Annotated in this window: 24 protein-coding genes; 8 read left to right on the forward strand and 16 right to left on the reverse strand. The window is 42.0% G+C overall.

Going from position 1 to position 25,541, the window contains the following annotated elements:
• Window positions 1-112 precede the first annotated feature (112 nt).
• Window positions 113-1,255, forward strand: coding sequence for an acyl-CoA dehydrogenase family protein (locus CDH51_RS08935; RefSeq protein ID WP_100628287.1), 1,143 nt, complete (start codon window positions 113-115; stop codon window positions 1,253-1,255).
• Between the two features lie 201 nt (window positions 1,256-1,456).
• Here the strand turns inward: CDH51_RS08935 and xerD are convergent, their stop codons facing one another.
• Window positions 1,457-2,374, reverse strand: coding sequence for a site-specific tyrosine recombinase XerD (xerD, locus tag CDH51_RS08940; RefSeq protein WP_100628288.1), 918 nt, complete (start codon window positions 2,372-2,374; stop codon window positions 1,457-1,459).
• 217 nt (window positions 2,375-2,591) lie between these two features.
• Entirely contained in the window at window positions 2,592-3,077 is a 486-nt protein-coding gene (locus CDH51_RS08945) for a peptide deformylase (protein WP_100628289.1), read from the reverse strand.
• Window positions 3,078-3,570: 493 nt separating this feature from the next.
• Between CDH51_RS08945 and CDH51_RS08950 the strand changes: the two genes are divergently transcribed.
• Window positions 3,571-4,767 (forward strand): 6-bladed beta-propeller, encoded by a 1,197-nt coding sequence (locus tag CDH51_RS08950; RefSeq protein WP_100628290.1) that lies wholly within the window; start codon window positions 3,571-3,573, stop codon window positions 4,765-4,767.
• 35 nt (window positions 4,768-4,802) lie between these two features.
• Here the strand turns inward: CDH51_RS08950 and CDH51_RS08955 are convergent, their stop codons facing one another.
• Window positions 4,803-5,003 carry a hypothetical protein gene (locus CDH51_RS08955; protein WP_317045933.1) on the reverse strand — a complete coding sequence of 67 codons (201 nt, stop codon included), beginning with the start codon at window positions 5,001-5,003 and terminating at the stop codon, window positions 4,803-4,805.
• Window positions 5,004-5,441: 438 nt separating this feature from the next.
• On the opposite strand from CDH51_RS08955, the gene CDH51_RS08960 reads away from it, so the two are divergent.
• A complete protein-coding gene (locus CDH51_RS08960; protein ID WP_100628291.1) occupies window positions 5,442-7,370 on the forward strand; it encodes an ABC-F family ATP-binding cassette domain-containing protein in 1,929 nt (642 codons plus the stop codon).
• A gap of 258 nt (window positions 7,371-7,628) precedes the next feature.
• Here CDH51_RS08960 and CDH51_RS08965 read toward each other — a convergent pair whose 3' ends face one another.
• The gene (locus CDH51_RS08965) at window positions 7,629-8,345 is read right to left on the reverse strand and encodes a DNA alkylation repair protein (RefSeq protein WP_100628292.1); all 717 of its coding nucleotides are present in this window, start codon (window positions 8,343-8,345) and stop codon (window positions 7,629-7,631) included.
• An 82-nt stretch (window positions 8,346-8,427) separates the two neighbouring features.
• On the opposite strand from CDH51_RS08965, the gene CDH51_RS08970 reads away from it, so the two are divergent.
• From CDH51_RS08970 to CDH51_RS08980, 3 genes are all read left to right on the forward strand, one after another.
• Entirely contained in the window at window positions 8,428-10,419 is a 1,992-nt protein-coding gene (locus CDH51_RS08970; protein WP_100628293.1) for a tetratricopeptide repeat-containing sensor histidine kinase, read from the forward strand.
• Window positions 10,412-11,044 carry a response regulator gene (locus CDH51_RS08975; protein WP_100628294.1) on the forward strand — a complete coding sequence of 211 codons (633 nt, stop codon included), beginning with the start codon at window positions 10,412-10,414 and terminating at the stop codon, window positions 11,042-11,044. The genes CDH51_RS08970 and CDH51_RS08975 overlap by 8 nt, the downstream gene beginning before the upstream one ends.
• A 146-nt stretch (window positions 11,045-11,190) precedes the next feature.
• Window positions 11,191-11,466, forward strand: a complete 276-nt coding sequence (locus CDH51_RS08980; protein ID WP_100628295.1) for a hypothetical protein — start codon at window positions 11,191-11,193, stop codon at window positions 11,464-11,466.
• 13 nt (window positions 11,467-11,479) lie between these two features.
• Here CDH51_RS08980 and CDH51_RS08985 read toward each other — a convergent pair whose 3' ends face one another.
• From CDH51_RS08985 to pyrF, 5 genes are all read right to left on the reverse strand, one after another.
• The gene (locus CDH51_RS08985) at window positions 11,480-12,343 is read right to left on the reverse strand and encodes a nucleoside phosphorylase (RefSeq protein WP_100628296.1); all 864 of its coding nucleotides are present in this window, start codon (window positions 12,341-12,343) and stop codon (window positions 11,480-11,482) included.
• Window positions 12,315-13,319: an oxygen-dependent tRNA uridine(34) hydroxylase TrhO gene (gene trhO / locus CDH51_RS08990; protein ID WP_100628297.1), complete on the reverse strand. Its 1,005-nt coding sequence runs from the start codon at window positions 13,317-13,319 to the stop codon at window positions 12,315-12,317. The genes CDH51_RS08985 and trhO overlap by 29 nt, the downstream gene beginning before the upstream one ends.
• Before the next feature lie 156 nt (window positions 13,320-13,475).
• The gene (locus CDH51_RS08995) at window positions 13,476-14,111 is read right to left on the reverse strand and encodes an acetyltransferase (protein WP_100628298.1); all 636 of its coding nucleotides are present in this window, start codon (window positions 14,109-14,111) and stop codon (window positions 13,476-13,478) included.
• 54 nt (window positions 14,112-14,165) lie between these two features.
• Window positions 14,166-15,461 (reverse strand): DUF2851 family protein, encoded by a 1,296-nt coding sequence (locus CDH51_RS09000; protein WP_100628299.1) that lies wholly within the window; start codon window positions 15,459-15,461, stop codon window positions 14,166-14,168.
• Window positions 15,462-15,690: 229 nt separating this feature from the next.
• Complete coding sequence (gene pyrF / locus CDH51_RS09005) at window positions 15,691-16,506, reverse strand: orotidine-5'-phosphate decarboxylase (RefSeq protein ID WP_100628300.1); 816 nt, start codon at window positions 16,504-16,506, stop codon at window positions 15,691-15,693.
• A gap of 328 nt (window positions 16,507-16,834) precedes the next feature.
• On the opposite strand from pyrF, the gene CDH51_RS09010 reads away from it, so the two are divergent.
• Window positions 16,835-17,209: a hypothetical protein gene (locus tag CDH51_RS09010; protein WP_100628301.1), complete on the forward strand. Its 375-nt coding sequence runs from the start codon at window positions 16,835-16,837 to the stop codon at window positions 17,207-17,209.
• Between the two features lie 414 nt (window positions 17,210-17,623).
• Here the strand turns inward: CDH51_RS09010 and CDH51_RS09020 are convergent, their stop codons facing one another.
• Together CDH51_RS09020 and CDH51_RS09025 are read right to left on the reverse strand one after the other, a co-directional pair.
• Window positions 17,624-18,502 (reverse strand): lysylphosphatidylglycerol synthase transmembrane domain-containing protein, encoded by an 879-nt coding sequence (locus CDH51_RS09020; RefSeq protein WP_198514292.1) that lies wholly within the window; start codon window positions 18,500-18,502, stop codon window positions 17,624-17,626.
• 326 nt (window positions 18,503-18,828) lie between these two features.
• A complete protein-coding gene (locus CDH51_RS09025) occupies window positions 18,829-19,824 on the reverse strand; it encodes a glycosyltransferase family 2 protein (protein WP_100629389.1) in 996 nt (331 codons plus the stop codon).
• A gap of 118 nt (window positions 19,825-19,942) precedes the next feature.
• Between CDH51_RS09025 and CDH51_RS09030 the strand changes: the two genes are divergently transcribed.
• Complete coding sequence (locus tag CDH51_RS09030; protein ID WP_100628303.1) at window positions 19,943-21,601, forward strand: ArnT family glycosyltransferase; 1,659 nt, start codon at window positions 19,943-19,945, stop codon at window positions 21,599-21,601.
• A gap of 45 nt (window positions 21,602-21,646) precedes the next feature.
• Here CDH51_RS09030 and hpf read toward each other — a convergent pair whose 3' ends face one another.
• The 5 genes from hpf to atpD form a co-directional block, all read right to left on the reverse strand.
• A complete protein-coding gene (gene hpf / locus CDH51_RS09035; RefSeq protein WP_024284692.1) occupies window positions 21,647-21,952 on the reverse strand; it encodes a ribosome hibernation-promoting factor, HPF/YfiA family in 306 nt (101 codons plus the stop codon).
• Window positions 21,953-21,986: 34 nt separating this feature from the next.
• Complete coding sequence (locus CDH51_RS09040) at window positions 21,987-22,871, reverse strand: tyrosine-type recombinase/integrase (protein WP_100628304.1); 885 nt, start codon at window positions 22,869-22,871, stop codon at window positions 21,987-21,989.
• A gap of 153 nt (window positions 22,872-23,024) precedes the next feature.
• Window positions 23,025-23,219, reverse strand: coding sequence for a 30S ribosomal protein S21 (rpsU, locus tag CDH51_RS09045; RefSeq protein WP_024284690.1), 195 nt, complete (start codon window positions 23,217-23,219; stop codon window positions 23,025-23,027).
• 190 nt (window positions 23,220-23,409) lie between these two features.
• Window positions 23,410-23,655, reverse strand: coding sequence for an ATP synthase F1 subunit epsilon (gene atpC, locus CDH51_RS09050; RefSeq protein WP_100628305.1), 246 nt, complete (start codon window positions 23,653-23,655; stop codon window positions 23,410-23,412).
• Between the two features lie 83 nt (window positions 23,656-23,738).
• Window positions 23,739-25,241: a F0F1 ATP synthase subunit beta gene (gene atpD / locus CDH51_RS09055; protein ID WP_026948026.1), complete on the reverse strand. Its 1,503-nt coding sequence runs from the start codon at window positions 25,239-25,241 to the stop codon at window positions 23,739-23,741.
• Between the last annotated feature and the right edge of the window lie 300 nt (window positions 25,242-25,541).

A 25,541-nucleotide genomic window follows, 5' to 3' on the forward strand; every position in this document is an offset into this window, starting at 1 on the left:
GTATCCTTTTTGGAAAAGAACACAATCTTCTATGGAATGTGGCGATTTGCTTGAACCAAACTAATTCTGAATCTTAGGGTTTGATTTACAGCATATAAACCCAAAGTATACCATGAATTTCAATATGAATGAAAATCAGCGAATGATCGCTGAAATGATTCGGGACTTCGGAGCAAAGGAGATCACTCCTTTCCGAAAGGAGTGGGATGACAATCAGCACTTCCCGATTGAGCTTTTCAAGAAACTGGGAGAGCTTGGCCTGATGGGCGTGCTCGTTCCTAATGAATATGGAGGTTCGGGTTTTGGCTACTTTGAATACGTCACAGCCATCGCAGAACTATCCAAACTGGACCCTTCCGTCGGACTCTCCATGGCCGCCCACAATTCCCTTTGCACAGGGCACATCATGCTATTTGGCAATGAGGAGCAAAAGAAAAAGTACCTTCCAAAACTCGCTACCTGCGAATGGTTGGGTGCTTGGGGATTAACTGAGCCCAATACCGGTTCGGATGCCGGAAATATGCGAACCGTCGCCAAGAAGGAAGGGGAATATTACATCATCAACGGAGCTAAAAACTTTATCACCCATGGCTATTCGGGTGATGTAGCAGTCGTAATAGCCCGGACAGGTGAAGTCGGTGACTCTCATGGAATGACGGCTTTTGTGGTCGAAAAAGGCACTCCTGGATTCAAAGGAGGCCGAAAAGAAGATAAACTCGGCATGCGGGCTTCTGAGACAGCAGAGATGATTTTTGAGGATTGTAAGGTTCACGAAAGTCAGATCCTGGGCGAAGTCGGGGAAGGCTTTATCCAATCCATGAAGATTTTGGATGGAGGTAGAATCTCTATCGCAGCACTTTCTTTGGGAATCGCTGAGGGTGCATTGGAAGCTTCCATTCAGTATTCCAAAGAGCGTCAGCAGTTCAATCAGCCGATAAGTAGATTTCAGGGAATTTCCTTCAAACTGGCAGATATGGCTACCCAAGTGGAAGCGGCGAGTTTACTGACTTTCAAAGCAGCTGATCTGAAAAACCGAGGGGAAAAAGTAACCTTAGCTGGAGCTCAGGCGAAATACTATGCTTCTGAAGTAGCTGTTTCGGTCTCCAATGAAGCTGTGCAGATTTTCGGAGGCTATGGCTTTACCAAGGACTATCCGGTGGAGAAATACTATCGTGACGCCAAGCTTTGTACCATCGGTGAAGGAACGTCAGAAATCCAAAAATTGGTGATTTCGAGAGAGGTGTTGAAGAAATGATGCTTTAAGTCTGGTGTCGGATGTCCGATGTCAGGTGAACTCAAATTTTCATCTGGATTGTAAACTTTAAAACTTCCCTGAGGATTTCCTCGGGGATTTTTTTATTTCAATCAGTCCCTAACTGTACTGATTTATTGTTTTATGTACAATTGGTGAATACGATCACCAAAAACACTGATTTTTGGTGAATACAATCACCAATTATCCATTTTTCTGATTTCTTGGATGGAAATCAGTCAATACTTGACGAAGGTAATCTCGGTCCAAATGGGTATAAATCTCGGTGGTGGTAATGCTTTCATGGCCCAGCATTTCCTGCACCGCGCGAAGATCCGCACCGCCTTCGATCAAGTGTGTGGCAAAGGAATGACGGAAAGTATGAGGGCTCACATTTTTTTGAATCCCAACTCGGTCCACTGCCTCCTTAATAATCATAAAAATCATCACCCGACTCAGTTTTTTCCCTCGTCGATTGAGAAATACATATTCCTCGTGTCCACGGGCAATATTTTGGTGATTCCGCACTTCTTCTTGATAGATTTTCAGATATTTCAGTGCATCCTTTCCGAAAGGAACGAGCCGCTCCTTATTGCCTTTTCCCACGATTCGCAGGAAGCCAATGTCTTCAAAAATCTGGCTTTTTTTCAAATTGATCAGTTCGGAAACACGTAAACCACTACTATAAAGCAACTCCAGCATGGCACGGTTTCGATGTCCTTGGGTTTCGCCTAGCGGAATCCCCTCCAAGATTTGATTGATTTCGTGAAAGCTCAGTGTATCAGGCAACTTTCTACCCAATCTTGGTGCTTCCAGCAACTGAGCAGGATCTTTTTTGACCAAGTCCTCATAAACCAAAAACCGATAAAAAGCCTTGATTCCCGAGATCATCCGGGCTTGGGTAAATTCGGAAAGTTCGAGCTCACCGATCATCCGTACAAAAGCCTGAAGTTCTTTGGAGCTCACGTCCAAGGGACTTAAACCCTGAAAATTTATTTCTACAAATTCCGCCAATCGCTGCACATCCCGGCAATAAGCCTCGATGGAATTATCACTTAGCGACCGCTCTATCTTTAGGTAATGCCGAAACTGCTTGATATAGGAATCCCAGGGCTTGGACATGAATTAGAATTTATGGGAGGAGATCAAAAATGGAGCCATACAATTAAATAAGATAGCTACGCAGATAAAATGAAGATAAGGTAGCAAAAGCTACCTAGATAAACCTTAAGGGTTAAACCTTCCTATATCTTGCGAAGCATATCTTGCCGACCGTAGGGAGGCATATCTGCGACGGCTATCTTTTAATTGCTCCAAAATAAGTAAGCTGCCCCGAATCTTAAATCCTCCACTTAAAACTTTTCTCATCCATCGCCCTCATCGTACAAAGTACTCCGTCAAGATGATCGTATTCGTGCTGGATCAGCTCGGAGATCGCTCCCTCCACTTGCCAGCTTTGCTTTTCCCAGTTTTCATCCCGGTATTCCAGGGTCAGGCTTTGATGCCTTTCTACTTTCACAAAGAGATTGGGAAAGGACATGCAATCATCCCAGAGTTCGAATTTTTCCTCGCTCAGGTTTTGAAGTACCGGATTTAGAATGATATAAGGCCGATCCAAATTGAGATAGAACATCCGCTTCATAATCCCCAATTGAGGAGCAGCAATTCCTCTTCCAAAGCCATACACCCTACGGATATCTTCCATTGCTTCGTGCAGCTGCTGAGTCCATTCAGATACCTGATCCAACTCGGATTCGAGTACAGGTTCGCAAATTTGATACAATCTGAGGTCACCTAGCTTGAGGATATCGTGGATGGTTTTCATAGAGGAAAGATAGGAAAGATCCAAAATTCCAGGAAGGTTTGGATTAAAAGAAAAGAGCTGACTTCAACTGACCACTAACACAATAAACAAACCTTTTATCAAAAGAATAACTAATTTCATGTGTTTAGTCAGCCAATTTTCTTGAATAATAATAATAATATGTTAGAAACAGTTAGTCGATTGACTAGCCGCTCCTTTCGAGGAGGATGTGTTTTTATAATCTAAATTTATTATGAAAAAGTTAATTTTAGGAGTTGGGCTTTTTGTTTTTAGCTTCGGTTTTTTGATTTCTATGGGCACAACAGCACAAACAATGTGTGAGGAGAACTGTGAGGAAGAACCGAAATATTATAAAATGGCACAAGTAGGTCCCAATACTTATTGTTGTGTAGAAAGTACGAATCCGATAGACAGCTGTTCAGGGATACCTTGTTCTTAAAATACTTAGTGAACCATAAAGGAGGGTAATTCCCTCCTTTAAATTATTCTTTATATGAAAAAAAGTCTTTCTCCATTCTTAACACTTTTCATTTCTTTTTTGATAATTAGTTGTTTTTCATCAACTAAGGAAACCATTAATGAGTTAGAATCAATCGCCATCAATCTTCAGGATGCCAAGTCAGGTAGATTTGATTCCATCTTTACGGTAGAGGATTTAATCTCCTTAAAAGATTCAGAAGGTAATCCGATCACCAAAATCAAAAGAATCCTATCGCTTGAAAAAAATTATTGGATCCTTAGCTCAGAAAAAATCTTGCATTTGGATTCAAATGGTGAAATATTAAATCAGCTCTCGAACCAAGGTCAGGGCCCAGCAGAATATCAGTCAGTGGATGATATCCGATGGAATGAAAACTCCAATCTCTTGGAGGTTCTAGACAAAAACAGTGGCAAATTGCTACGGTTTACTGTTGAAGGAACGTTTCACGATGAATGGAAAAACCCTTTTCTATATTTAGCAACTTCGTTTATTCCCCAAGGTGATGATTATTATATTTACGGTGGAGTTTTTTTCAATGGAGACGGAAATCGTGCAGTATTAGTCTCGGGAAAGACTGGTGAAAAAATTAATGGATACAGCAAAATTGGCAAAGAAAGAAATTATCTCAGCGTACTCAATAATGACACATTTTATAATACAGGAGATAAAACAGAGTTCTTTTATTCTGATAGCGATACGCTTTTTACTTTAGGTGAATCAGGAGCTAGGGCAAAGTATTTTTTTGATCTTGGAGAATTTCAAACCCCGGAGGAATTCTTTGATCGTGACTTTGAAAACATCATGGACTTCAGAAATAAAGCAGCAGAAAATGATTATGCTTCTGTTTTTTCAATCCAGCCAACAAACAAAAATTTATTCCTTTTCATTATTCAAGGTTCTAAGTTCTATACTGCAATAGTAAATAGAAGTAGTCATGAAGTTAAAATTACAAAAGGTTGGTCAAGCGAATTTGGAGACGATTTTTCAAATTTGAGCTCCTACTTGGCCTATACCCCAATTGGAAGCGATAGTGAATTCCTCTTTTTTTCCGTAGATCCCTATGCAATCAAATCGGAAATTGATAAGCTAAAAGGAAACCCTTCGCTTCCTGACTTCCTAAAGGCAAACTCTTTAATTGATCGCATCTATCAAAATTTTGAAACCTATGAAAATCCTTACATACTGAAAGTCAGAATCAAAGAATTCTAAGGAGTAAAATTTTCTATCCCTTATCCTGAAAAATACTAATTCGATCTTAGTACAGACAAACTGTTATCCAGCTTGATACGAGTTCCAAAGCCATACACCCGACGGATATCCTCCATCGCCTCATGTAACTGAAGAGTCCATACAGATACCTGATCCAATTCGGATTCGAGTACAGGTTCGCAAACTTGATACAATCTGGGGTCACCGAGCTTAAGGATATCGTGGATGGTTTTCATGGCAGAAAGATAGGAAAGATCCAAAAATTCGAGTTGATCTGGGAGGGAAAGACCTGGGACTGATCACTGAAAGTTATTTCGAAGGGGGAATCTATTTCCCAAACAATCACTTTATAACCGAAAAAGGACTTTACCTCTCCACCAACAATCCCGAAAACCCCGATGCGGAGGAAGACGCTTTTCGGTTTGAGTTGATTGAATTAATTGATTGAAATCATAGAATTCGGCTCAAATACCCTGAATTTATTTAAAATACGGCTCAATTTGCTTTAAGAGTGAGCCTTATTTCCAAACTTTTTGAGCCGAGTCCCAGTATTTCCACATTATTTCACCCAACGAAGGAGGGTGTATTTCCATAGTATTTCAGCCTCCAAAGGAGGCCCTATTTCTATTGTATTTCCATCGTATTTCCACAGTATTTTCCCGTACTTTTGCCCCATGAATTACCTTTCGGTTGAAAATCTCAGCAAAGCCTTTGGCGAGCGCAAGCTTTTTTCCAATATCTCATTCGGTATCTCCCAGGGACAAAAAATCGCCCTAGTCGGCATCAACGGGGCAGGCAAATCCACCCTGATGAAAATCATCATGGGACTGGAAATCCCCGATACCGGACAAGTGGCTCTCAATAATGCCGTGAAAATCGCCTACGTGCACCAAAACCCGGTTTTTGACTCCAATCTGAGTATCTATCAGACGATTTTTGACCAAAGTAATTCGGAAGTGCTTCGAGTGATCGAAGACTATCACAAGGCCATGCTGGACTCGGAGCGAGGGATAGACAACTCCGACAAAATGGCCAAGCTTTTTGAGCAGATGGATGCACTTCAAGCTTGGGATTTTGAATATCAGGTGAAAGAAGTTTTGGGGAAATTAGGCCTACATGACACTGATTTGCCGGTTGGAAATCTCTCCGGAGGTCAGCGGAAGCGGGTAGCTTTGGCGAAAGCCATTCTAGAAAAACCGGATTTGCTCCTGCTCGATGAGCCTACTAACCACCTGGACTTGGAGACCATCGAATGGCTGGAAGACTATTTGGCCAAAGCGAACCTAGCCATCTTTATGGTGACTCACGACCGTTATTTTTTGGAAAAAGTCACCAACGAAATCCTCGAACTCGACCAAGGCAAAATTCATCGCTATCAAGGGAATTACGGCTATTTCCTGGACAAAAAGGCGGAGCGCATGCAGATCGAGGACATCGAGATCGAAAAAGCCAAAAGTTTATACAAAAAGGAACTGGACTGGATCCGTCGACAACCCAAAGCACGTGGAACCAAAGCCAAGTATCGCGTGGATGCTTTCGAAGAGACGAAGGAAAAGGCCTTTACCAAACGGGAAGAGCGGGATATTGAGTTGTCCGTATCCACCCAAAGATTGGGGAATAAAATCCTTGAAATCGATAAAATCAGCAAGTCTTATGGAGAGAAGAAACTGATTGAAGATTTCTCTTACATCTTCAAGAAAAAGGACCGCATCGGGATCGTAGGCCCCAATGGAGCAGGAAAAACCACCTTTCTGCAGATGATTACAGGCCTTATCGAACCCGATCAGGGGAAAGTTACTCAAGGGCAAACCACCTTATTTGGCTACTACAGACAGGAAGAAGATCGCTTTGATGAGGAAAAACGACTCATTGACGTAGTGAAGGAAGTGGCTGAAGTAGTCACTCTCAACAAGGGGCAGACCATCACCGTCGGACAGTTTTTGAATCAATTTGGCTTTCCCCCTAAGCAGCAGTTTACCCCCATCGGAAAAATGAGCGGAGGAGAGCGCCGAAGACTGCAATTACTGATGGTACTGATCAAGAATCCCAACTTCCTGATACTGGATGAGCCAACCAATGATTTAGACCTGATGACCTTGAATATTCTGGAGGAGTTTTTGGATACTTTTCCGGGCTGTCTGATCATCGTTTCGCACGATCGATACTTTATGGACAGATTGGTGGAGCACCTCTTTGTGTTTGAGGGAGAAGGGGTGATCAGGGACTTCCCTGGCAACTATACGGATTTCAGAGAGTGGGAGAAGGAGGAAAGTACAAAGTACCAAGTATCAAGTACAAAGACGTCTGAATCAAGAAGCGAGAGACAAGAGAAAAAGATAGAAAATAAGCTTGATGACTCTGTTAAATCTGACACAAAAGTCAAGGCTAGCTTTAAGCAAAAGCAGGAGTTTAAAAAGACCAACGAGCAGATTGCTAAACTGGAGGGCGAGAAGGAAAAAATCACTGCGCAAATTGCCGCTGGCATTGAAGATCATGAGGAGCTTTTGAAGCTTTCAAATCGGATCGCTGAAATTGACTCCGAACTGGAAGAACTCGAAATGACTTGGTTGGAATTGAGTGAATTGGAGGGGATAGAAGATTAATGATTGAAATACAATAGAAATAAACCTTCCTGCGGTCGGTGAAATACTTTGGAAACAAATAGGCTTTCAGTAGGCGAGCGAGGCTATTTCGACTCCCGAAGGGATTCAATTTCATCTGTTTATTATTTATTTTCAATGGTCATCCCGATAGCTATCGGGAGGAATCTCGCATATTGAAAAACACTTCACTATGTATTGAATTTTGTCATGCCTGTCAGCAGGCGGGCTCGATTTCATGAAATATATTTCTACTATATTTCATATTCTCCCTTTCAAAAAATCCTGCCTCAATTCTTCTGGAAACTTCTCAATGGCATAGCGTAAGGCTGTTCGAGGCAGGGATTGGTAGTGCTTTTTCAAGAATACCATTTCCACATCAAAATCCTGGTTTCCGATTTCCCGGAGCATCCAACCCACCGCTTTATGCATCAAGTCATGGGGATGATTTTTAAGCTGCTCCGCCAAAGCCAAAGCATCCTTGAAATCTCCTCTTTTGATCCAATGATAAGAACTAATCATAGCCACCCGCTGCCTCCAGAGATGATCTGAATTTGCTAATTCATAAAACAGATTTTTTTCTCTTTTGAGATAGTATGCTCCCAAAATCTGGTGACAACTTGTATCCACCAGATCCCAGTTGTTCACATAATCCAAATGAGCCAAATAAAAGTCCACCAGCTTTTTCTTTTCCTCCTCAGTCTTGCATTTTTCATAGCGGTATACCAAAGCCAAAAGCCCGGTCAGTCTCATTTCGTGATAAGGGTTTTGGACCAATTCGGATAATTCTTTCAGACTGATTTCTTTGAAAAACTGCTTGGCTATCTTTCGCTGATCAGGGACTTTAACTCCCAAAAACAAATCACCTTCTCCATATCCTCCCGGAAAGGCCTTGAAAAACTTGGGAAAAAATGCGGCTTTCTCGGGAATTGACTTTTCTCGTAAGGCAAATTCGATCTGTTCGGTCAACTGACTCATGCCTCAATTTATCAGATTTTTCCAAAAAGAAACAATAGCAACATAAAGGCCTCTTATTCGGATCATTATGTATATTTGAGCTATGCCCTTTCGATATTTTTACTCTACTATTTTAGGATTGGCCTTTTTTAATAGCTCTGCTTTCGGTTTTCAGAAGCAGGAAAATCCCCCGACCGCTGAGCAGGCCGAAAACTGGACCCGAATAATCAAAGAAGAGGATACTCCTGACAGTGTAAAAACCCAGCTCTATCTTCAATTGATTAATTTCTATGAAAGCTCAAAAGAGTATGAGAATATGGCAAGGCAAGCCATTGATTTCTTTCACTATCCTACCTTTTTGGATAGTTCGAATTGGGTCAAAAAATCTTACCTCGAGCGAGCACTCTCCTATCGGAATCAAATCCAGGACTCGCTTTTGCTCGGAAATCTTGAGCTAAAAATTGCGGGTGCCTGGTTTAATCTACAGGAATTTGACTCAGCTATTTCTCATTATACCCGGGCTTTTGAGCATTTGGACGAAAATGATTCACTATACATCGCAGACACCTATTTTTTCAGAGGTCAAGCAGAAGATTATCAAGGCAATATGCTTGAAGCCATGCAAGACTATCAGATTGCCAGAGACATTTATGAATCCCAAGGCGATGAAGATTTTGCCAACTACACCAAGGGAGGTATGGCTATCCTTTTCAGTAAATATGGCATCTACGAACCTGCACAGGGTATCAGAGAGGAATTGGTGGAGTTTTATAAAACCCGAGAAATCGAAGGTGACCTAGGGGTACAGCTCTATAATATGGCTGAGACCTATCGAAAAATGGGGGAAGAAACTCTTCAGCTTCAAAAACTCAAAGAACTGGAGGCTCTCATTCCATTTGAGCCGGAGGATTTTTACTTGGAAGCCATGACCTATTTTTCGCTTTCTAGGTATTATGGGGAGAAAAATGAACTTGAATCTCAAAGGAAATACTTCCAAAAAGGTGAAGAGGTAAAAGACAAAGTACCTCAAAACTGGAATGAAAATGGAGCCTATCTGATCACCAAAGGCCTTCTTGAAATAAATTCGGGAAACCTCGTTCAAGGCAAAGCAATTGCTCAGCGACTACTCGAACTATCGGCTAGCAAGGAAAACATGGATCACCGAATAGGGGCTTTGGAACTTTTGGAAGAAGCGTATGAAAAATCAGGTCAAACTGATGAGTCACTCAATGCTCTCCGTCAGCTTACAAGTTATAAGGACTCTATTTTTGAAGCGAATCAAGCAACATCTTTTGCTTACTACCAGACACTCTATGAGACAGAGAAAAAGGAAAGAGAAATCCTTCGAAAAAATCTTGAGCTTGAAGACTTACAAACTGAATCCAGATTTCGCATTCAATTATTCCTGGGAGTCATTCTAGTTCTAATCGTTGGAGGGATTATCTTTTTCCTATCCTTAAACCTGAAAAACACCCGAAAGGCAAAGAAACTTCAGGAGGAATTTTCGCAGGAACTACTTAAAATTCAAGAAGAGGAGCGAAAGCGAATATCAAAGGACTTACACGATGGCTTAGGTCAAAGCCTGCTCCTTATCAAAAACAAAGTTGCTCTCAATCAACCGGAAAATGCAGGCGAAATGCTCGATACCGCAATCAGCGAATTGCGGTCCATCGCCAGGTCACTCCATCCCATGCAATTGGAAAAACTGGGATTAGCTCAGGCATTGATTAATCTTTTGGATCAAATAGATTCGGAAACAGATATTTTCGTTTCGCATGAAATAGAACCCTTGTCCAAAACATTAGATAAAAATGTGGAGTTGCAGCTATATCGAATCACACAAGAAAGCATCAACAATATCCTGAAGCATTCGGAGGCCAAAGCCATGCGCGTGCTTCTTGTACAACAAGAAAATCATATCGAGTTGAGCATTGAGGATAATGGAAAAGGATTTGATTTTTCGGAGAAATACCAAGACTTTCATAGTCTAGGCCTCAAAACTCTCAAAGAACGTACAGCATCTATCAAAGGCACCATGAAGGTAAATAGTGAGAAGGGAAAGGGAACCAAGCTAAGTTTTTTGATCTATGGATAAGCAGCGTCACCAGGTAATCATTGCAGACGATCATCCGATACTTCTGAAGGGACTTCACGAATTTTTGGCAGATCTTGGCCTCGAAGTGATTGGAGCCTTCCATAATGGCAAGGATGCATTAGATGCCATCGTAGACAGTCAGCCTCCACTTGCTATTCTCGACTTGGAAATGCCTGAAATGACTGGTCTGGAAGTAGCAGCGGATTGCAAAAAATTGGGCTTAAAAACCCGAGTAATTCTATTGACCCTTCACAAAGAATTGAAATTTTATCAGCAAGCGAAGGAACTCAACATCAGTGGATATATCCTTAAGGAATTTGCACTAAATGACCTTCGAAAAGCCATTGATACTGTGCTATCTGGACAGGAGTTTTTCAGTGAAAAACTTTTTGAAGGTCTGAAAAAGGAAGATTGTCTCTCTGATCATTCTTTGACCCCATCTGAACTCAAAATTCTCCGCTTGATCGCAGATGGTCATTCGACCAAAGAAATTGCCGAGCAGCTTTTTATCTCTGAGCGAACGGTTGACAAGCATCGTTCAAATATTATTTCCAAGCTTAATCTGGAGAAAAAGCACAACTCCCTATTGATCTGGGCACAAAACAATAAGGAAAACCTGTACTAAGCACAGCTCTTATATTTTATTTTTTAAGCAGTTTTCTGACTCTCAAAAGCAGTTTCTATGCTATAAGACTGAAAATAGGTATTTCTACGTATTGTTAGATGTACGTTGATTTCATAGGTTTGAATATCATTAATCATTTTTAAGCTATGAAAATTTCAAGTCAACTTGGAAATTTTAAGATAATTCAAACTATCAAGGATAGAGACGAATTATTGATTTTGGGCAGTTGGGCGGACTTGGTCAAACTCTTTGATAGCAAGCGGACCTTTCGAGTTAATGAGAACCAAAACTTGTTTGGAATATATGTTTGCAAGCAAGAGTGTGCTGAGTTTTTGACTAGGATTTTACAAGACATTGATTACCACGAATGGGAAGACTTTCAATTGGAAAAATCTCCCCTCTCTCGTCGGTATCTCGCGTAAGGGTGATCACTTTTTAAGCAACGAATAATTCTAAGGCTGTGTGGATCAACGTATCCACGGTTTTTGCAGCGTTTTTATCAAATTCATTTTTAGGACGATTTGCTACGATAGCATTCAGGCTTAGCATATCATGGCCCAGCAATTTACCCATAGCATAATAGCCCGCCGTCTCCATTTCAAAATTGGTTAAGCGCTTGCCCTTTGATTCGATAGATGACAACCTTGAAATCATATCCTCAAATCGAGGTTTCAATCGAACTTCTCTTCCCTGCGGAGCATAAAATCCGGGACAAGTCAGCGTGACACCTTTAAAAAATCGTTCATCAAGCTTACTTAACAAATCTGATGAAGCTGATGCCTGATAAGGCAAAAAACCAAGCCCCAGCTCCTGTCTAATCAGCTCTGCTATGGATTGATCTTCGGCTAAAGATGGGTAAAACTGCATGAGGGTATCCATTCCAATCCCTACTTCGGAGGCGAGAAGACTTCCTACCGGGATATCCGCCTGCATACTTCCTGAAGTCCCCAAACGAATGATTTTAAGTGCCTTTTTTAGATCATTCACCGTTCGATGCTCCAGATCCACATTGACTAGAGCATCCAATTCTGTCATGAGAATTTCGATATTATCTGTACCCATTCCCGTACTCATGACTGTCACCCGCTGCCCCCGGAGATAACCCGTATGCGTCACAAATTCACGCTTTCGCTTTTTGATTTCTATCCGGTCAAAATACTGGGAAACCTGAGCTACCCGATCCGGATCCCCAACCGTAAAAACAAGTGAAGCCAGGTCTTCTGGCTTCAAATGCAAATGATAAATACTTCCATCCGGATTGATAATCAACTCAGATGCAGGAATCCTGTGTTTCTCCATGTAGTTTTAAGATCTGATCCTTATTTGGCTTTCGGTGAAGTCCTTTGTAAGGATTGTAACCGTTGGTATTTTTTTGATAGTATCCTGTACCATCATAGGGACGCTTCTCGGGATGCTCTTTGCACTCAGGAGAGCATGCACCTTCCAATTCCCATCCGCATGATTCACAGATAGGCACATGGATATTGCAGACCGAGTTGGCACAATTGACCATACGGTCGGAAGGAGTACCACAGACATGACACTTTGATACGATGGTCGGATTAACTTTGTTGACATCTACAGCGATCCGATTGTCAAAGACATAGCATTTACCTTCGAAATCCTCTCCACCTGCTTCCATTCCGTATTTGATAATGCCACCATGAAGCTGGTAGACATCTTCAAAACCCTGCTCCAAAAGAAATGCAGATGCCTTTTCACACTTGATCCCTCCTGTGCAATAGGTAAGGACTTTCTTGTTTTTCAAATGCTCCAGTTCCTTCACTTTTTCTGGGAAATCCCGGAAATTGTCAATATCCAAAGTGAGTGCATTTTTGAAGTGCCCTAACTCATGCTCGTAGTTTGATCGGACATCCAAAATGACCACATCTTCCTGATCTTTGAGCTTTTTAAACTCTTCCGGCTCCAAATGCTTACCCGTGCGGACATTGGGATCCAAATGCCTAAGTGAAGAATGCACAATCTCCGGCTTATACCTTACGTGGATTTTAGTGAAGGCATGCTTATCATGATTGTCAATCTTGAACTCAGTCTTGGCAAATCGAGGATCGGCATGGACATAGGCCATGTACTTTTCACAGTCCTCTTTCAGTCCAGAGACCGTTCCGTTCAATCCCTCATCTGAAATGATGATTCGACCCCGGATGTTGTTTTCCACGCAAAATAGGTGGTGCTGCTCCCTGTACTCTTCGGGGTTTTCGATTTTTGCATAGCAATAGTACAGGAGAATTTGGTAATCGTTGTTTTGTTCCATAACTGAAGCCCTGTTTCGGCAGGGTGTTTGGTTTTTGTTTGATGTCCGATGCCGGATGTCTGATGGTTCACTTCATTGTTCAGTATTCGACATTCAGCATTCGATATTTATTTCCTCTTAAATTTCCTCCACAAGGGAAATGGCCTAGGCCCTTTCTTACTTAATTTTTGCTGCTGGATTCCCAAAGACCGTCTCATTGGCTCCAACTGAGCTGATTACAACCGAACCGGCTCCTATTCGGGCATTTTTCCCGATGGTCACTCCCGACACAATTGTTGCGCCAGAACCGATAAATGCACCTTCTTCGATCGTCACCTCCGAATTGATAATGCTTCCTGCTCCGATCTGCACATAGTCTGCCACTTTCACATGATGATCTATGATCGCTCCGGTGTGCAAAATACAATGCTGGCCTATTTCGGTACCAGTTCCTAAAGTAACGCGAGCATTGATGAAATTGCCATGGCCAATCGCCGCATCACTGGAAATAAATACTGTGCTATGAATCGCATTGACCGGCTGTACCTTGCGTCGCTCATTCAAAAGCTCCACAATAAACTTCCGGTACTTGGCATCATCGACTGCTACAAAGGCTTCTGTCTTCTTTCCAATCAGTTTTAGAAATCCATCATCTTCCGGATGGCCCAACACAGGCACCGTGTTGATTTCGGAGCCATGCAACTTTTCGTCCTCCTCGAGAAAGCCATAGACCACAGCTTCATTGCTATTGAAAATCTCCAAAGCTGGCTGGGCTATTCCTTTTGCTCCAAATATTATGATTGGTTTATCCATTTTTCTTGATTTTGGATTGCAAAAGTACGGCAATTCAACACCATCGCCAAAAAATCAACCTTTTGTCGACTTAATCAAACTTTGGGCGATTTTGCATTGTAAGCATTTCTTAGGAGAACAATAGGTCCGGAATAGCCCTATCATCCCTTGGGAATCGAAGGCGTTTGCCGCTTTCCAGTCGGATGACTCAAACTTTCGAATAATAAAATTCCGCTCAGCAGGTATCTCTTGAAGGAGATCAAAGCATCGCTCCTGCCAATCTGGATTTTGGAAATAGCGGCCGTAAGCAAACCACAGCGGCATAACAAAATTGATGATAAGCAGCTGCAAAACCGTACCAGAAATACCTCTAGAGGCCATTTTTTCGGAAGACTTCCCAAAAGAGTAATGATATAACCAATAGTCTGAAGGCTGGACTTGCAATAGCTTTTTGAAAGAAGCAAAGTCCCTGGAATCTTCCATCACGGCCTGAAGTAAATTGGGAGCTTTAGCCAAAATTGCAGCAAGTTGGGCGATCCTTAGGGTTGGAAAATTACTGGGACGAACTCCCATAAAATTCCAGTGCTGACGAAGGAGCTGATCCTGCCAGACAAACTTTTTCTGATAAAAATCATACTCCCGAATCAGGTGCTGCACGTAGGGTTCTTCCGTTTTGTCGGGCAGAAGCCCCGCCAAACCAAAAAGCATCGCTTCCACCGCAGATAATTGATTTCGATGCTTTTGAAGGATTTTATAAGGTAGTAGGCTAGCCAAATCCAACATCGGACTAGCATTGGTCTTGAAACCAAAACACTGAAACAGCCAACGATAAGCCGTCTCTTCCCAATCACCCTTGGTCTGATCCAGAATCTGAAGAATCTGCTCTGATTTTTGATGCAAGCGTTCTACTAGAGCCTTTTCCAAAGCTGAAAATCGGATGATTTCGGGCACCTGAGACAAAGCGTGACCACAAGGCAGGTCTTGCTCATAATGGAGAAGCTGCTCGTAATTCCGCCAGATTTCCAGAAAAATCCTCCCCTCTAATTCCAAAGTAGGAATACGAGTTCCATCTTTTCGAAGAGCGGATTTATCATCTTTCCAGACCACATGGAGGATGACCGAATTGTAGGCCGAATCTCCATCATGTGCATGCTGCTTCCACTCAGAAGCCAAGCGATGTACCTCCAAATGGCCATGAAATGTCACTCCGTCTAAAACTATCGTCGCATCTCTGAAATCAGGACCTTCGCCTAGATTATGAATACCTACATTCAGGATTTGGGCCGATTGTCCATCTGTGGTTTGGAGGCCTTTCCGATCAAAATACTGGTACTTCCAGACGAGTTGTAAAAAATCTTCTTTAAAATTCATAAGCCTGAGGACTAAAAGCTTATGAAAATAAATATTTCAAACTAAAGACGCAAATAGCAGCTTTAAAAAACCATCCAACTCCGCTTTGTGGCCTGCCTTTTCCGAAGGAAAGTCTGCACTCACAGCCAATCAAAAAGAAGAGAATTAGAAACTAATCAATCTAGTTCGGCCCTTCAAAAACGTGAGTAATGACACTCCCGTTGACAAGAAATTTTTGGGACCGGCTAGTTTATAGGTACTGCTCTAACAAACTCTTCATTTCTACCTGAAGCTTTTCTGCTTCCCTTCGTGCTGCCTTCGCAAAGTCTTTTTCTCCCGAAGCGTAAATAATCCCCCGACTGGAATTGACCAAAAGCCCACAAGTGGAATTCATTCCGTATTTGGCAACCTCGGAGAGACTTCCACCTTGAGCGCCTACGCCCGGCACGAGGAAGAAATGCTCAGGAGCGGATTTTCGCACCTCGCCGATCAGCTCTCCCCGAGTTGCCCCGACCACATACATGAGGTTTTCCGGGCTTCCCCATTCTTGACTTTTAGCTAAAACCGATTTATAAAGGGGTTGCCCAGATTCGTCCTGAATTAATTGGAAATCGGATGAACCCGCATTCGAAGTCAGGGCAAGAAGAATCACCCATTTATTTTCAAACTCCAAAAAAGGAGAAACCGAGTCTTTTCCCATGTAGGGAGCCACGGTAATTGAATCAAAATCCATAGTCTCAAAAAAAGCCTTGGCATAGAGTTTTGATGTATTCCCGATATCCCCACGCTTGGCGTCAGCAATGGTAAAAATATCATCTGTAATCAATTCTTCTACCCTGGCTAGCGTCTCCCAACCCTTTGCCCCTAGCGCTTCAAAGAAGGCAATATTCGGCTTGTAAGCCACCGCAAAATCGGCCGTTTCCTCGATAATTGCCTTGCAAAAGCTAAAAATCGGATCCGGCTCAGCAAGTAAATGACGAGGAATCTTCTCCAAATCCGGATCAAGACCTACACATAGAAAGGAAGATTTTTGCTGGATTTGGGCAAATAGTTCGGATCGGGTCATGGGGATTTTTTAGGATTCTGACAAAAGTAAGGAATCCGAGCGAGTTCGAAAACCCCCGAAAAATACCCACTTTAGGGTATTGACTTTTAAAAAAACAGTTTTTACTGAACTAATTTTTCAAAAATAACTATATTGAATGTTCTAGAGATTTAAAAACCAAACAAAATGAAAGTCTACCTAAGTATTATTTTTTTCAATTTCCTTTCATTCTATTGGTCAAATTCCGGGATACCGAGAAGATACTGCTTTTCCTACCTTTGACCTGAATTTCCTAATTATTAAATCCACCCAAGATTCGAAAAAGGAGTTTAGATTTCTTAAATCTTATATGGCTGACTTCTTAGAAAAGTTTCCAAACCCTGATAGAAACGAGGATTATTACTACGAAATGGATGAGGTAATGGCTCGACTCATTTCTTACGATGCTTCTGAGCTTTACTTTCTCGAAGGTAAACTAACTGATTTCAGATTTCAAGATTCTAAATTCTCAATTGGAAATGGTGAAAGTTTCATCAAAGTTGGGGACCATTATTCAGAGGTCGAAAAAATATATCCTAGCTACAAAAACCAATTTGACACTTTAAAACTAGAAAATATTGGGAGGATATTCATTATTCTTTCAAATAAAAAAATAGTTTTAGACGATGGCTTGGGTATATTTTTCGATTTGACAACTGGAAAAATAACAGATATACAATTGTAGTTAAACTTATTTTTATGGAAAAAACACGAAGATATTCGACGTTGTTATTTTTGATTCTTTTTTCTATAAATGGTTATTCTCAAGACATTTCGGGGTCTTGGAGATGGTTTGAAAAAGAAGACCAGTCATTCGAGATTTATTTAAAAAAAGCAACATCAGAGTTTTCGGAATTCGACTTTATAGGCACACATTGTGGAGTTGCCTTCAATGGCGATCGCATAGATTGTACTGATGAATCATATTCTATATTCTTGAAAAAAATAGACCAAAATGTATTTGTTGGAAAGATTACCAGTGCTTATTCCTTGACCGATTTTGAAATTCGACTAATCTATTTGGAAGAAAACAAAAGGATACTTTGGGAAGTGACCAAGGAGGGCCCGGGACTTTTTTATTTTCCTTTAAAAGTTGTACTCAATTAATACCGTTTTCACCCAAATCCACCTTTACGAAAGCCCCCATCAAAGAAACCCCGGCTGTAATCAGAAAAAAGATCAGACTGAAAGCTACTGCTGCGGCCTCCTCGATTCCTGCATACTGATGAGCATAGACAAAGACCAATTCACGGGCTCCTACACCCCCAATCGTCAGCGGAAGAACCGCCACGATGGAAGAAAGCAAAAAGACCAATTGGTAAGCCAGAGTCTTCTCATCAATTCCTAAAGCCATCAAAATAAACCAAGCACAGATCAATTGAGCTATCTGTCCTGCAAAAGACCAGGCATTGGCTGACCAAAAAGAGGGAAGAAAATCTTTAAAAAGAAGCTTTTGGACTAGCCAAAAAGTAGGAATAGTCAGTATCAAGCCTCCAATCATCAAAGCGTTCCAAATTGAACTTTCCAAAAAATCCAGCTCTACGTCCACCATCAAAAACAATCCAAACAATAAAAAAACGATCGCGACCAATCCTCCCAAACGATCCAAGAGCGCAGCCTGAAGCAGTTTTTTGACAGGGGTTTTGAATTGTTTATTGAGCAGGTAAACCTTATAGCCATCTCCTCCAATGCCTCCTGGAAGAAACAAATTGTAAAACATTCCGAGCAGATATAATCGGAAGTTTAACTTTTCCGAGAGGTACAAATCAATATTCTTGAAATACTGATTTAATCGGACAGCCGTAGCCACCTTACTCAATACAAAAAGGCAAGTCGCCGGGATCAACCAAGGCCATTGAAGGGTTTGAATAATTCCTAAAAGCTGCCCAGTGTCAATCTTTCGAAAAACCAGATACAAAGCCAATCCGGTGAGGATGAGTTTGAGGAGTGTTTTCAGCTGGTTTTTGTATTGATGCAATGTGTATTAGATTAATTCGTCACTGCGAATCCCGAAGGGTGAAGCAGTCTCCTTGGTTTTATTTTTACAAAAAGATTACTTCGTCATTCCTAGCCTAAGGATGACGATTGATTAAATACCTCTATTTTCAATAAATGACCTTCACATATTGTATCAGTCATGCCTACGGCATTTTCTGAAATCTATAGCATCATCCATTTTCCAGCCATTGAAATGGCTGGCTAGATTATTTTCCATGCCTACGGCATTTTGTAAATGGAATTTTCAAGTAAAACCTTCATTCAGTTTTGCTCTCACCCAAATGCTAGAGCTGTTTCAAGTCTCAATTATCCTGCTTCTCCAGAAGCAGGATTGGTAATATTTTTCTCCTTTGTATCTTGTTTCTCTCCCACAAAAACCGACCGCACCGTGTAGGTCTTCTTATCCTGAGACTCAAAGTAGGTCCTCACAATGATCTCAGCAATGATCCCAGTCGTGATCAACTGAATTCCTCCCAAAATCAAAATAAAACCCAAAATCATGATCGGTCTGCCCCAGATATCCTCACCCAGTAATTTCAAAACCAAGAGATAAAAACTAATCACAGATCCCACCAAAAAGGACAAAAGACCTATTCCTCCGAAAAGGTGGATCGGGCGTTGAAGGTATTTTTGGAAAAAGAGCATCAGAATCAGATCTGACAATACTTTGAAAGTCCGACTCAATCCATATTTCGATGTTCCATGGATTCGTGGATGATGCTTGACGTCCATTTCCGTCATTCGAGCTCCCTGCTCCTTTGCCAGGACAGGAATGAAGCGGTGAAGCTCTCCGTACAAGCCCATATTCTGAGCGATCTCTGCCTTGTAAACGCGGAGTGTACAACCGTAGTCACTCAGGTAAACCTTGGTAGAGTTTCGGATGATCCAGTTGGCGATTTTGGATGGAATCTTTCTTAGGACAAATCCGTCCTTGCGCTTGGCACGAACGCCGGCCACTACATCCCAGTCCTCATCGATAGCTTTTTGAAGCATGCCGGGAATGTCCGTCGGGTCATTCTGAAGATCCCCATCCATGGTGACAATGTACTCACCCTTGGCATGATCAATTCCTGCTGCCAAAGCTGTAGTTTGCCCAAAATTCCGGTTGAAGATGATGAGTTTCGTCCGCTCATTGGCATACTTTTTCACCTCGGAGACGGTCCCATCCGTAGAGCCATCCTCGACAAGGATCAATTCGTAATCCAACTCTTGAAGTGCTCGGTAGCATTGGTCAAGGAGGGGTTGGATATTTTCTTCTTCGTTGTATACCGTCACGACGACGGACAAAAGTGGCTGGCTCATGGGATAAAATTTGGTCAAAAATACTCCAAAAAGCCAGCCTTGACAAAAAAGCCTTATCCCAATTCCAAAACCCAAAGAAAATTCTGAAACTGCTGCGTCTGAAAACTTATCTTTACGCATGCTTTTGTCCTCTTCCAGCGAGCTTAAAATCAACCCATGGATTCTGATGGCAGCCTATTGCCTGTTGATAGGTCCCTTTGTCCTGAATTTTCACATGCATTATCCGGATGAGATTTATTACCGGGATGCTGCTATCAAAATGCTTCAGAATGGGGATTACCTCACCACTTACTTAGGAAGCGGAGAACTACGATTCAAAAAACCTATTCTCACATATTGGGCGGTTTTGGCAGGTTTTAAGCTGTTTGGCATTCATGAGTTTGGTTCAAGAATTTTCTTTTTACTGGCTGGTGCAGGGACCGTAGGGCTCACTTTTTTACTCTCCAAAATCCTTTTCAAGGACAAAAAAATCGCCGGCCTCTCAGCGCTGATTATGACAGCAAACCCCGTATTGATCCTTTCTTCAGGGCGATCAATTCCCGATGTCTTGCTGGTTTTGACCATGACCTTGAGTGCTGTTGGCTTTGCATGCTTGCTACGGGATGGGGAAAAAGCCCATTCAAAGTTTATTTGGGCGATGTATGTAGGGTTGGCTTTAGCATTTGAAGTGAAAGGACTTCCCGCAGCAGCCTTGGGTGTCCTGGGGATTCTGGTATTGCTTCTGAACCCCTGGAAGCGGGTGTCTTGGAAAAAGCTCCTACACCTACCTGCACTCATACTAAGCATAGCCATCGCGCTTTTTTGGTTTGTCGCTATGTGGAAAATCCACGGCCCCACCTATTTGGACAGTTTCTTGGAGGACCAAGTTGGGATCCGCGTTGCTTCCCGCTTTCTCCTGATTTTACAAAATGGACTTTTAGCACTCCTGCTACTCCTGGTAATGTTTATTCCCTGGATACTGCTCATCATTCCCAACTTGAGGCAAACAATCAAGAAGACTTGGAAAGAAAACCCTCAGTTTTTCCTGTTTGCAATTGTGTGGGGCTTGGCGATTTTGGGAATGGGTGCTCTGACCAGTAAGTTTTATGAGCGATACCTACTTCCAGTAGCCCCAGTTTTGGCTGTTTTGATTTCCTGGATTGGCGTAGAAGGAGGATTATTTGAGCGCATCAAGTCCCTCAAAATTTCCATTGCCTTATTCTTACTTTTGATCCTAATTCTGACTGGGTTCAGTCTTTGGATCAACTTCGGAGAGGCGGGTAATTTTTGGCTTCGGCTTCAAGCAGGGATTGGTGTTATTTTCTTGATTTATGCCATTTATACAGGCTTGAAAACCCCGGAGAAGCTTCCGAAAATCATTTCTTACACCTTCCTAATAATTTTTTTCCTATTGAGCTCAATCACCTATCATATATCGCTGCCGCATCAAGGAACTCAAACTGCAAGCCTAATCCAAGCTGAAAATATTCGAGAACCAATTGCTTTTTATGGAAATCTACATGCCGGGAGCAAAATCCGCATGAGCCTCGGCCCGGATTATGAATTGATCGATCTACCTAAAAACCAATGGCAGGCTGAAGCGACAAAGTACCAATTTATAATTTTGGAAGATCACTGGCTTGAAGAGATGGATTTGACTGCATACGAGGTAAAAACCGCCTCTCGGAATTGGGATTCCAAGGCTATCCCCAATCTACTTTCTCAGATCCACAGGGCTGAGTTTGAGGAATTGCTGCAAGCCAACAGTAAAAAGTATTATTTGCTTGAAAAAAAATAACCCCGGAGGGTGAATCCGGGGTTAGGGTCAAATTTGTTTTTGGGTTTATTGCTTAGCCAAGACTACTTTTTCCTTGTACTTCTTGATCTGTCTTCTCAAGCCTTCCACCGCCTCATCGGCAGCCGCTTCGAAAGAGTCTGTTTGATGCTTTGCAAAAAACTGCTTGCCGGGAACATTCAGTTTAATTTCAACGATTTTATTTTCATTTTTTTCGTTTTTGTCCAATCTCATGAATACTTCCCCGTCAATAATCCGGTCGTAATAGGTGTCCAGTTTGTCAGCTTTTCTCTGGATAAAATCAATCAACTTCTGATCAGCATCGAAGTGAATAGAGTGCATTTGCAGTTTCATAGCATTTAGCATTTTAGGTTGAACAATTAATTAATTATGCTTTAGGATGTGCCTGTTCAAACACAGCCTTCAGTTTTTCCATGGAGTTGTGGGTGTAGACTTGGGTAGCCGCCAGATTGGCATGTCCCAATAGATCTTTCACCGCATTCAGATCTGCTCCCTTATTGAGCAGGTGTGTCGCAAATGTGTGTCTCAGCACGTGTGGGCTGCGTTTGCTAGTCTGAGCAAAGCGATCAAGATACTGCCGAACCGTGCGATAGACCATCATGGGATAGCTTTGTTTACCTGAATTTGTTACGATAAAATAGGGATTTTGGCCCAAATCCGGAAACCTTTCCTCAAATACTTTTCGGTAAGAAATAATATTCTGAATAAGGCCTTTGGATAGAGGGATTACCCGTTCTTTCTTTCGTTTTCCGAGTACACGAACTTGCATTTGCGGTAAATCCAAGTCAGACCATCGAAGTCCAATCAACTCAGATAATCTCACACCGGTCAAGTATAGAAATTCCAAAATCATTTTGTCACGCTGTCCATCAAATCCTGGATCGTAAACATCCGATTCTAAAACGTCCTGAATACTGGATTCCTGTACAAATTCGGGGAGTTTTTTGGGGTTTTTAAGACTCTTTAACTTGTAGGTAGGATCTTGACTGATGTGCTCCTGTCGAAGAAGAAATTTATAGAAAGAACGCAGGGTTGCTAACTTGCGATTGACTGAAGTGGTGCTTAATCCTTGCTCGACCAAGTCGATAATCCATGCCCGAATCTCCGAATGTCCTGCCAAACTCAAATCGGATTGCTCAAAGGAAAGTGAAAGGAATTCCTGAAACTGAAGTAGATCCCGCTCATAGGCCTCCACCGTATGGGCACTGCTGCGTTTTTCGTATTGTAGGTAACTGACAAAGGAGTCGATCATCTGGCTTGGAATTGAATTTTAAGATAGCAGAAAAAAAGGAGACTATTTTCTGACAAAAGTCACAAATCGAAAAAGCATGCTAGAAAGAAATAACCAAAAAAAAAACAGCTACCCAATGGATAGCTGTCTCTATTTTATTACAAGGAGCAACAATTATTTGTTTGCCTCCTCCTGCATCCGCTGTTTGTAAGCAGCTTTGATGACTTGATCTCTTCTTTTGACGGAAGGTTTGGTGAAAGCCTGACGGGCTCTAAGCTCGCGAACCGCACCGGTTTTGTCAAACTTCTTTTTAAAACGCTTCAGCGCTTTCTCGATGGATTCGTTTTCTTTTACGTTTACTATGATCATATGTGTACACCCCCTTTCGTGGGGCAAAGGTAAGAGAATAATTTAAAAATTGGAAGATTGTTGGATTTTAAAACAAATTAGGGAAAGACCTTTTCGAAACCTACTTTAATCCAATTAATAACCAAACCTCTATTCGAAAAAAAAGTCCAACCCTTACGAGTTGGACTTATCTATTTTTAACTGTTCTCGTTTAGCCGATTACTTTTTCTGCCAAGACGACAATTACATTGTTTTTGACTTCCACGACTCCACCATCCACGATCATAGATTGCTTTCCTTCAGGAGTGGTAAAGGAGACCGCCCCTTTGGCCAAAGCAGATACAATCGGAGCGTGACTATTCAATACCTGAAATGCACCCGATGCTCCGGGGAAGCTCGCTTCAGATACTTCTCCTTCGAAGACTTTCTTATCCGGTGTGACAATTTCTAACTGCATATCTTTTTCGTTTGATATAAACACGAAAAGTAATCGGAACAGATCTAAATTCTTACCGATTACTTTTCATCATTTACAAATTCTTATTTGGTCTCAGCAAGCATTTTCTCACCCTTAGCGATTGCATCTTCGATGCTACCTACCAAGTTGAAGGCTGCTTCTGGAAGATGATCTAATTCACCATCCATGATCATATTGAAGCCTTTGATGGTGTCCTTGATATCTACCAATACACCTTTCAAGCCTGTAAACTGCTCAGCTACGTGGAATGGCTGAGAAAGAAAACGCTGAACTCGACGAGCTCTGTGTACGACTTGCTTATCTTCTTCAGAAAGTTCTTCCATACCCAAGATTGCGATGATGTCCTGCAATTCTTTGTATCGCTGAAGGATTTCTTTTACACGCTGCGCACATCCGTAATGCTCCTCTCCCAAGATATCTGGAGAAAGAATTCGGGAAGTAGAATCCAAAGGATCCACTGCAGGGTAGATACCCAATTCAGCAATCTTTCTTGACAATACCGTAGTCGCATCCAAGTGAGCGAAAGTCGTCGCAGGAGCTGGGTCAGTCAAGTCATCCGCAGGTACGTAAACCGCCTGTACGGATGTAATGGAACCGTTCTTGGTAGATGTAATTCTTTCCTGCATGGCACCCATCTCTGTTGCCAAAGTAGGCTGGTAACCTACCGCAGATGGCATACGTCCAAGAAGTGCGGACACCTCAGAACCTGCCTGAGTGAATCGGAAGATGTTGTCGATAAAAAATAGGATATCCTTACCCGCTCCATCACCTTCACCATCACGATAATATTCTGCCAAGGTCAATCCAGTCAAGGCTACTCGAGCACGGGCCCCTGGAGGCTCGTTCATCTGACCGAATACGAAGGTTGCTTTAGAATCTTCCAGTTTCTTCAAGTCCACTTTGGAAAGATCCCATCCACCTTCTTCTTCTAGGCTATGTACAAAGTCTTCACCGTAAGTAACGATACCAGACTCGATCATTTCTCTCAAAAGGTCATTTCCTTCACGGGTCCTTTCACCTACACCTGCAAATACAGATAGACCTGAGTATGCTTTGGCGATGTTATTGATCAATTCCTGGATCAATACCGTCTTACCTACACCGGCACCACCAAACAAACCAATCTTACCACCTTTAGCATAAGGCTCGATCAAGTCAATTACTTTGATACCTGTATAAAGTACTTCGGTAGAAGTAGAAAGATCTTCAAATCTTGGTGCAGATCGGTGAATAGGAAGACGCTTGCCAGCAGGTACCTGAGGAAGACCGTCAATTGCTTCACCTACCACATTGAAAAGACGACCTTTGATCGCTTCTCCGGTAGGAACAGAGATAGGCTGACCCATATCTTTCACTTCCATGCCACGAACCATCCCTTCGGATGAGTCCATCGCGATCGTTCTTACTCGGTCCTCACCTAGGTGCTGCTGAACCTCCATAACGACGACTTGGCCGTTCTCTTTGGTCACTTCCAGCGCGTCTAGGATGTTTGGTAGCTTACCGCCTTCGAAGGAAACGTCCACTACGGGGCCGATTACCTGCGTTATCTTTCCAATATTTGCCATTTGATTTGATGAAATGTAAAAAGGATGTGCTTTTTGAATTCGTGCGCAAAATTAATCAATAAAGACTAATACCAAAGGATATTTGGAAAATTAATCCTTTCAAATTCAAAGACATTTAGAGCCATCGACTTTCGAGCCCCAAATGAAATTTCCTTTTATTTCGGACACATGATATAATAATTAATGTCCGCTTTCTTACCATTACCGAAATTGTGCGGCTAAAATTCTGCGAAATTGATCGATTTATGCAGTCATCCGTCATCGGACATCGGACATCCGGATAGATTAGCAAAGAAAGTT

Source organism: Algoriphagus formosus (genome assembly GCF_002807035.1).
GTDB classification, from domain to species: domain Bacteria; phylum Bacteroidota; class Bacteroidia; order Cytophagales; family Cyclobacteriaceae; genus Algoriphagus; species Algoriphagus formosus.

Coding starts and splice junctions, on each gene's coding strand:
- CDH51_RS08935 (WP_100628287.1), top strand. CDS start 113: ATGAATTTCAATATGAATGAAAATCAGCGAATGATCGCTGAAATGATT.
- xerD (WP_100628288.1), bottom strand. CDS start 2,374: ATGTCCAAGCCCTGGGATTCCTATATCAAGCAGTTTCGGCATTACCTA.
- CDH51_RS08945 (WP_100628289.1), bottom strand. CDS start 3,077: ATGAAAACCATCCACGATATCCTCAAGCTAGGTGACCTCAGATTGTAT.
- CDH51_RS08950 (WP_100628290.1), top strand. CDS start 3,571: ATGAAAAAAAGTCTTTCTCCATTCTTAACACTTTTCATTTCTTTTTTG.
- CDH51_RS08955 (WP_317045933.1), bottom strand. CDS start 5,003: ATGAAAACCATCCACGATATCCTTAAGCTCGGTGACCCCAGATTGTAT.
- CDH51_RS08960 (WP_100628291.1), top strand. CDS start 5,442: ATGAATTACCTTTCGGTTGAAAATCTCAGCAAAGCCTTTGGCGAGCGC.
- CDH51_RS08965 (WP_100628292.1), bottom strand. CDS start 8,345: ATGAGTCAGTTGACCGAACAGATCGAATTTGCCTTACGAGAAAAGTCA.
- CDH51_RS08970 (WP_100628293.1), top strand. CDS start 8,428: ATGCCCTTTCGATATTTTTACTCTACTATTTTAGGATTGGCCTTTTTT.
- CDH51_RS08975 (WP_100628294.1), top strand. CDS start 10,412: ATGGATAAGCAGCGTCACCAGGTAATCATTGCAGACGATCATCCGATA.
- CDH51_RS08980 (WP_100628295.1), top strand. CDS start 11,191: ATGAAAATTTCAAGTCAACTTGGAAATTTTAAGATAATTCAAACTATC.
- CDH51_RS08985 (WP_100628296.1), bottom strand. CDS start 12,343: ATGGAGAAACACAGGATTCCTGCATCTGAGTTGATTATCAATCCGGAT.
- trhO (WP_100628297.1), bottom strand. CDS start 13,319: ATGGAACAAAACAACGATTACCAAATTCTCCTGTACTATTGCTATGCA.
- CDH51_RS08995 (WP_100628298.1), bottom strand. CDS start 14,111: ATGGATAAACCAATCATAATATTTGGAGCAAAAGGAATAGCCCAGCCA.
- CDH51_RS09000 (WP_100628299.1), bottom strand. CDS start 15,461: ATGAATTTTAAAGAAGATTTTTTACAACTCGTCTGGAAGTACCAGTAT.
- pyrF (WP_100628300.1), bottom strand. CDS start 16,506: ATGACCCGATCCGAACTATTTGCCCAAATCCAGCAAAAATCTTCCTTT.
- CDH51_RS09010 (WP_100628301.1), top strand. CDS start 16,835: ATGGCTGACTTCTTAGAAAAGTTTCCAAACCCTGATAGAAACGAGGAT.
- CDH51_RS09025 (WP_100629389.1), bottom strand. CDS start 19,824: ATGAGCCAGCCACTTTTGTCCGTCGTCGTGACGGTATACAACGAAGAA.
- CDH51_RS09030 (WP_100628303.1), top strand. CDS start 19,943: ATGCTTTTGTCCTCTTCCAGCGAGCTTAAAATCAACCCATGGATTCTG.
- hpf (WP_024284692.1), bottom strand. CDS start 21,952: ATGAAACTGCAAATGCACTCTATTCACTTCGATGCTGATCAGAAGTTG.
- CDH51_RS09040 (WP_100628304.1), bottom strand. CDS start 22,871: ATGATCGACTCCTTTGTCAGTTACCTACAATACGAAAAACGCAGCAGT.
- rpsU (WP_024284690.1), bottom strand. CDS start 23,219: ATGATCATAGTAAACGTAAAAGAAAACGAATCCATCGAGAAAGCGCTG.
- atpC (WP_100628305.1), bottom strand. CDS start 23,655: ATGCAGTTAGAAATTGTCACACCGGATAAGAAAGTCTTCGAAGGAGAA.
- atpD (WP_026948026.1), bottom strand. CDS start 25,241: ATGGCAAATATTGGAAAGATAACGCAGGTAATCGGCCCCGTAGTGGAC.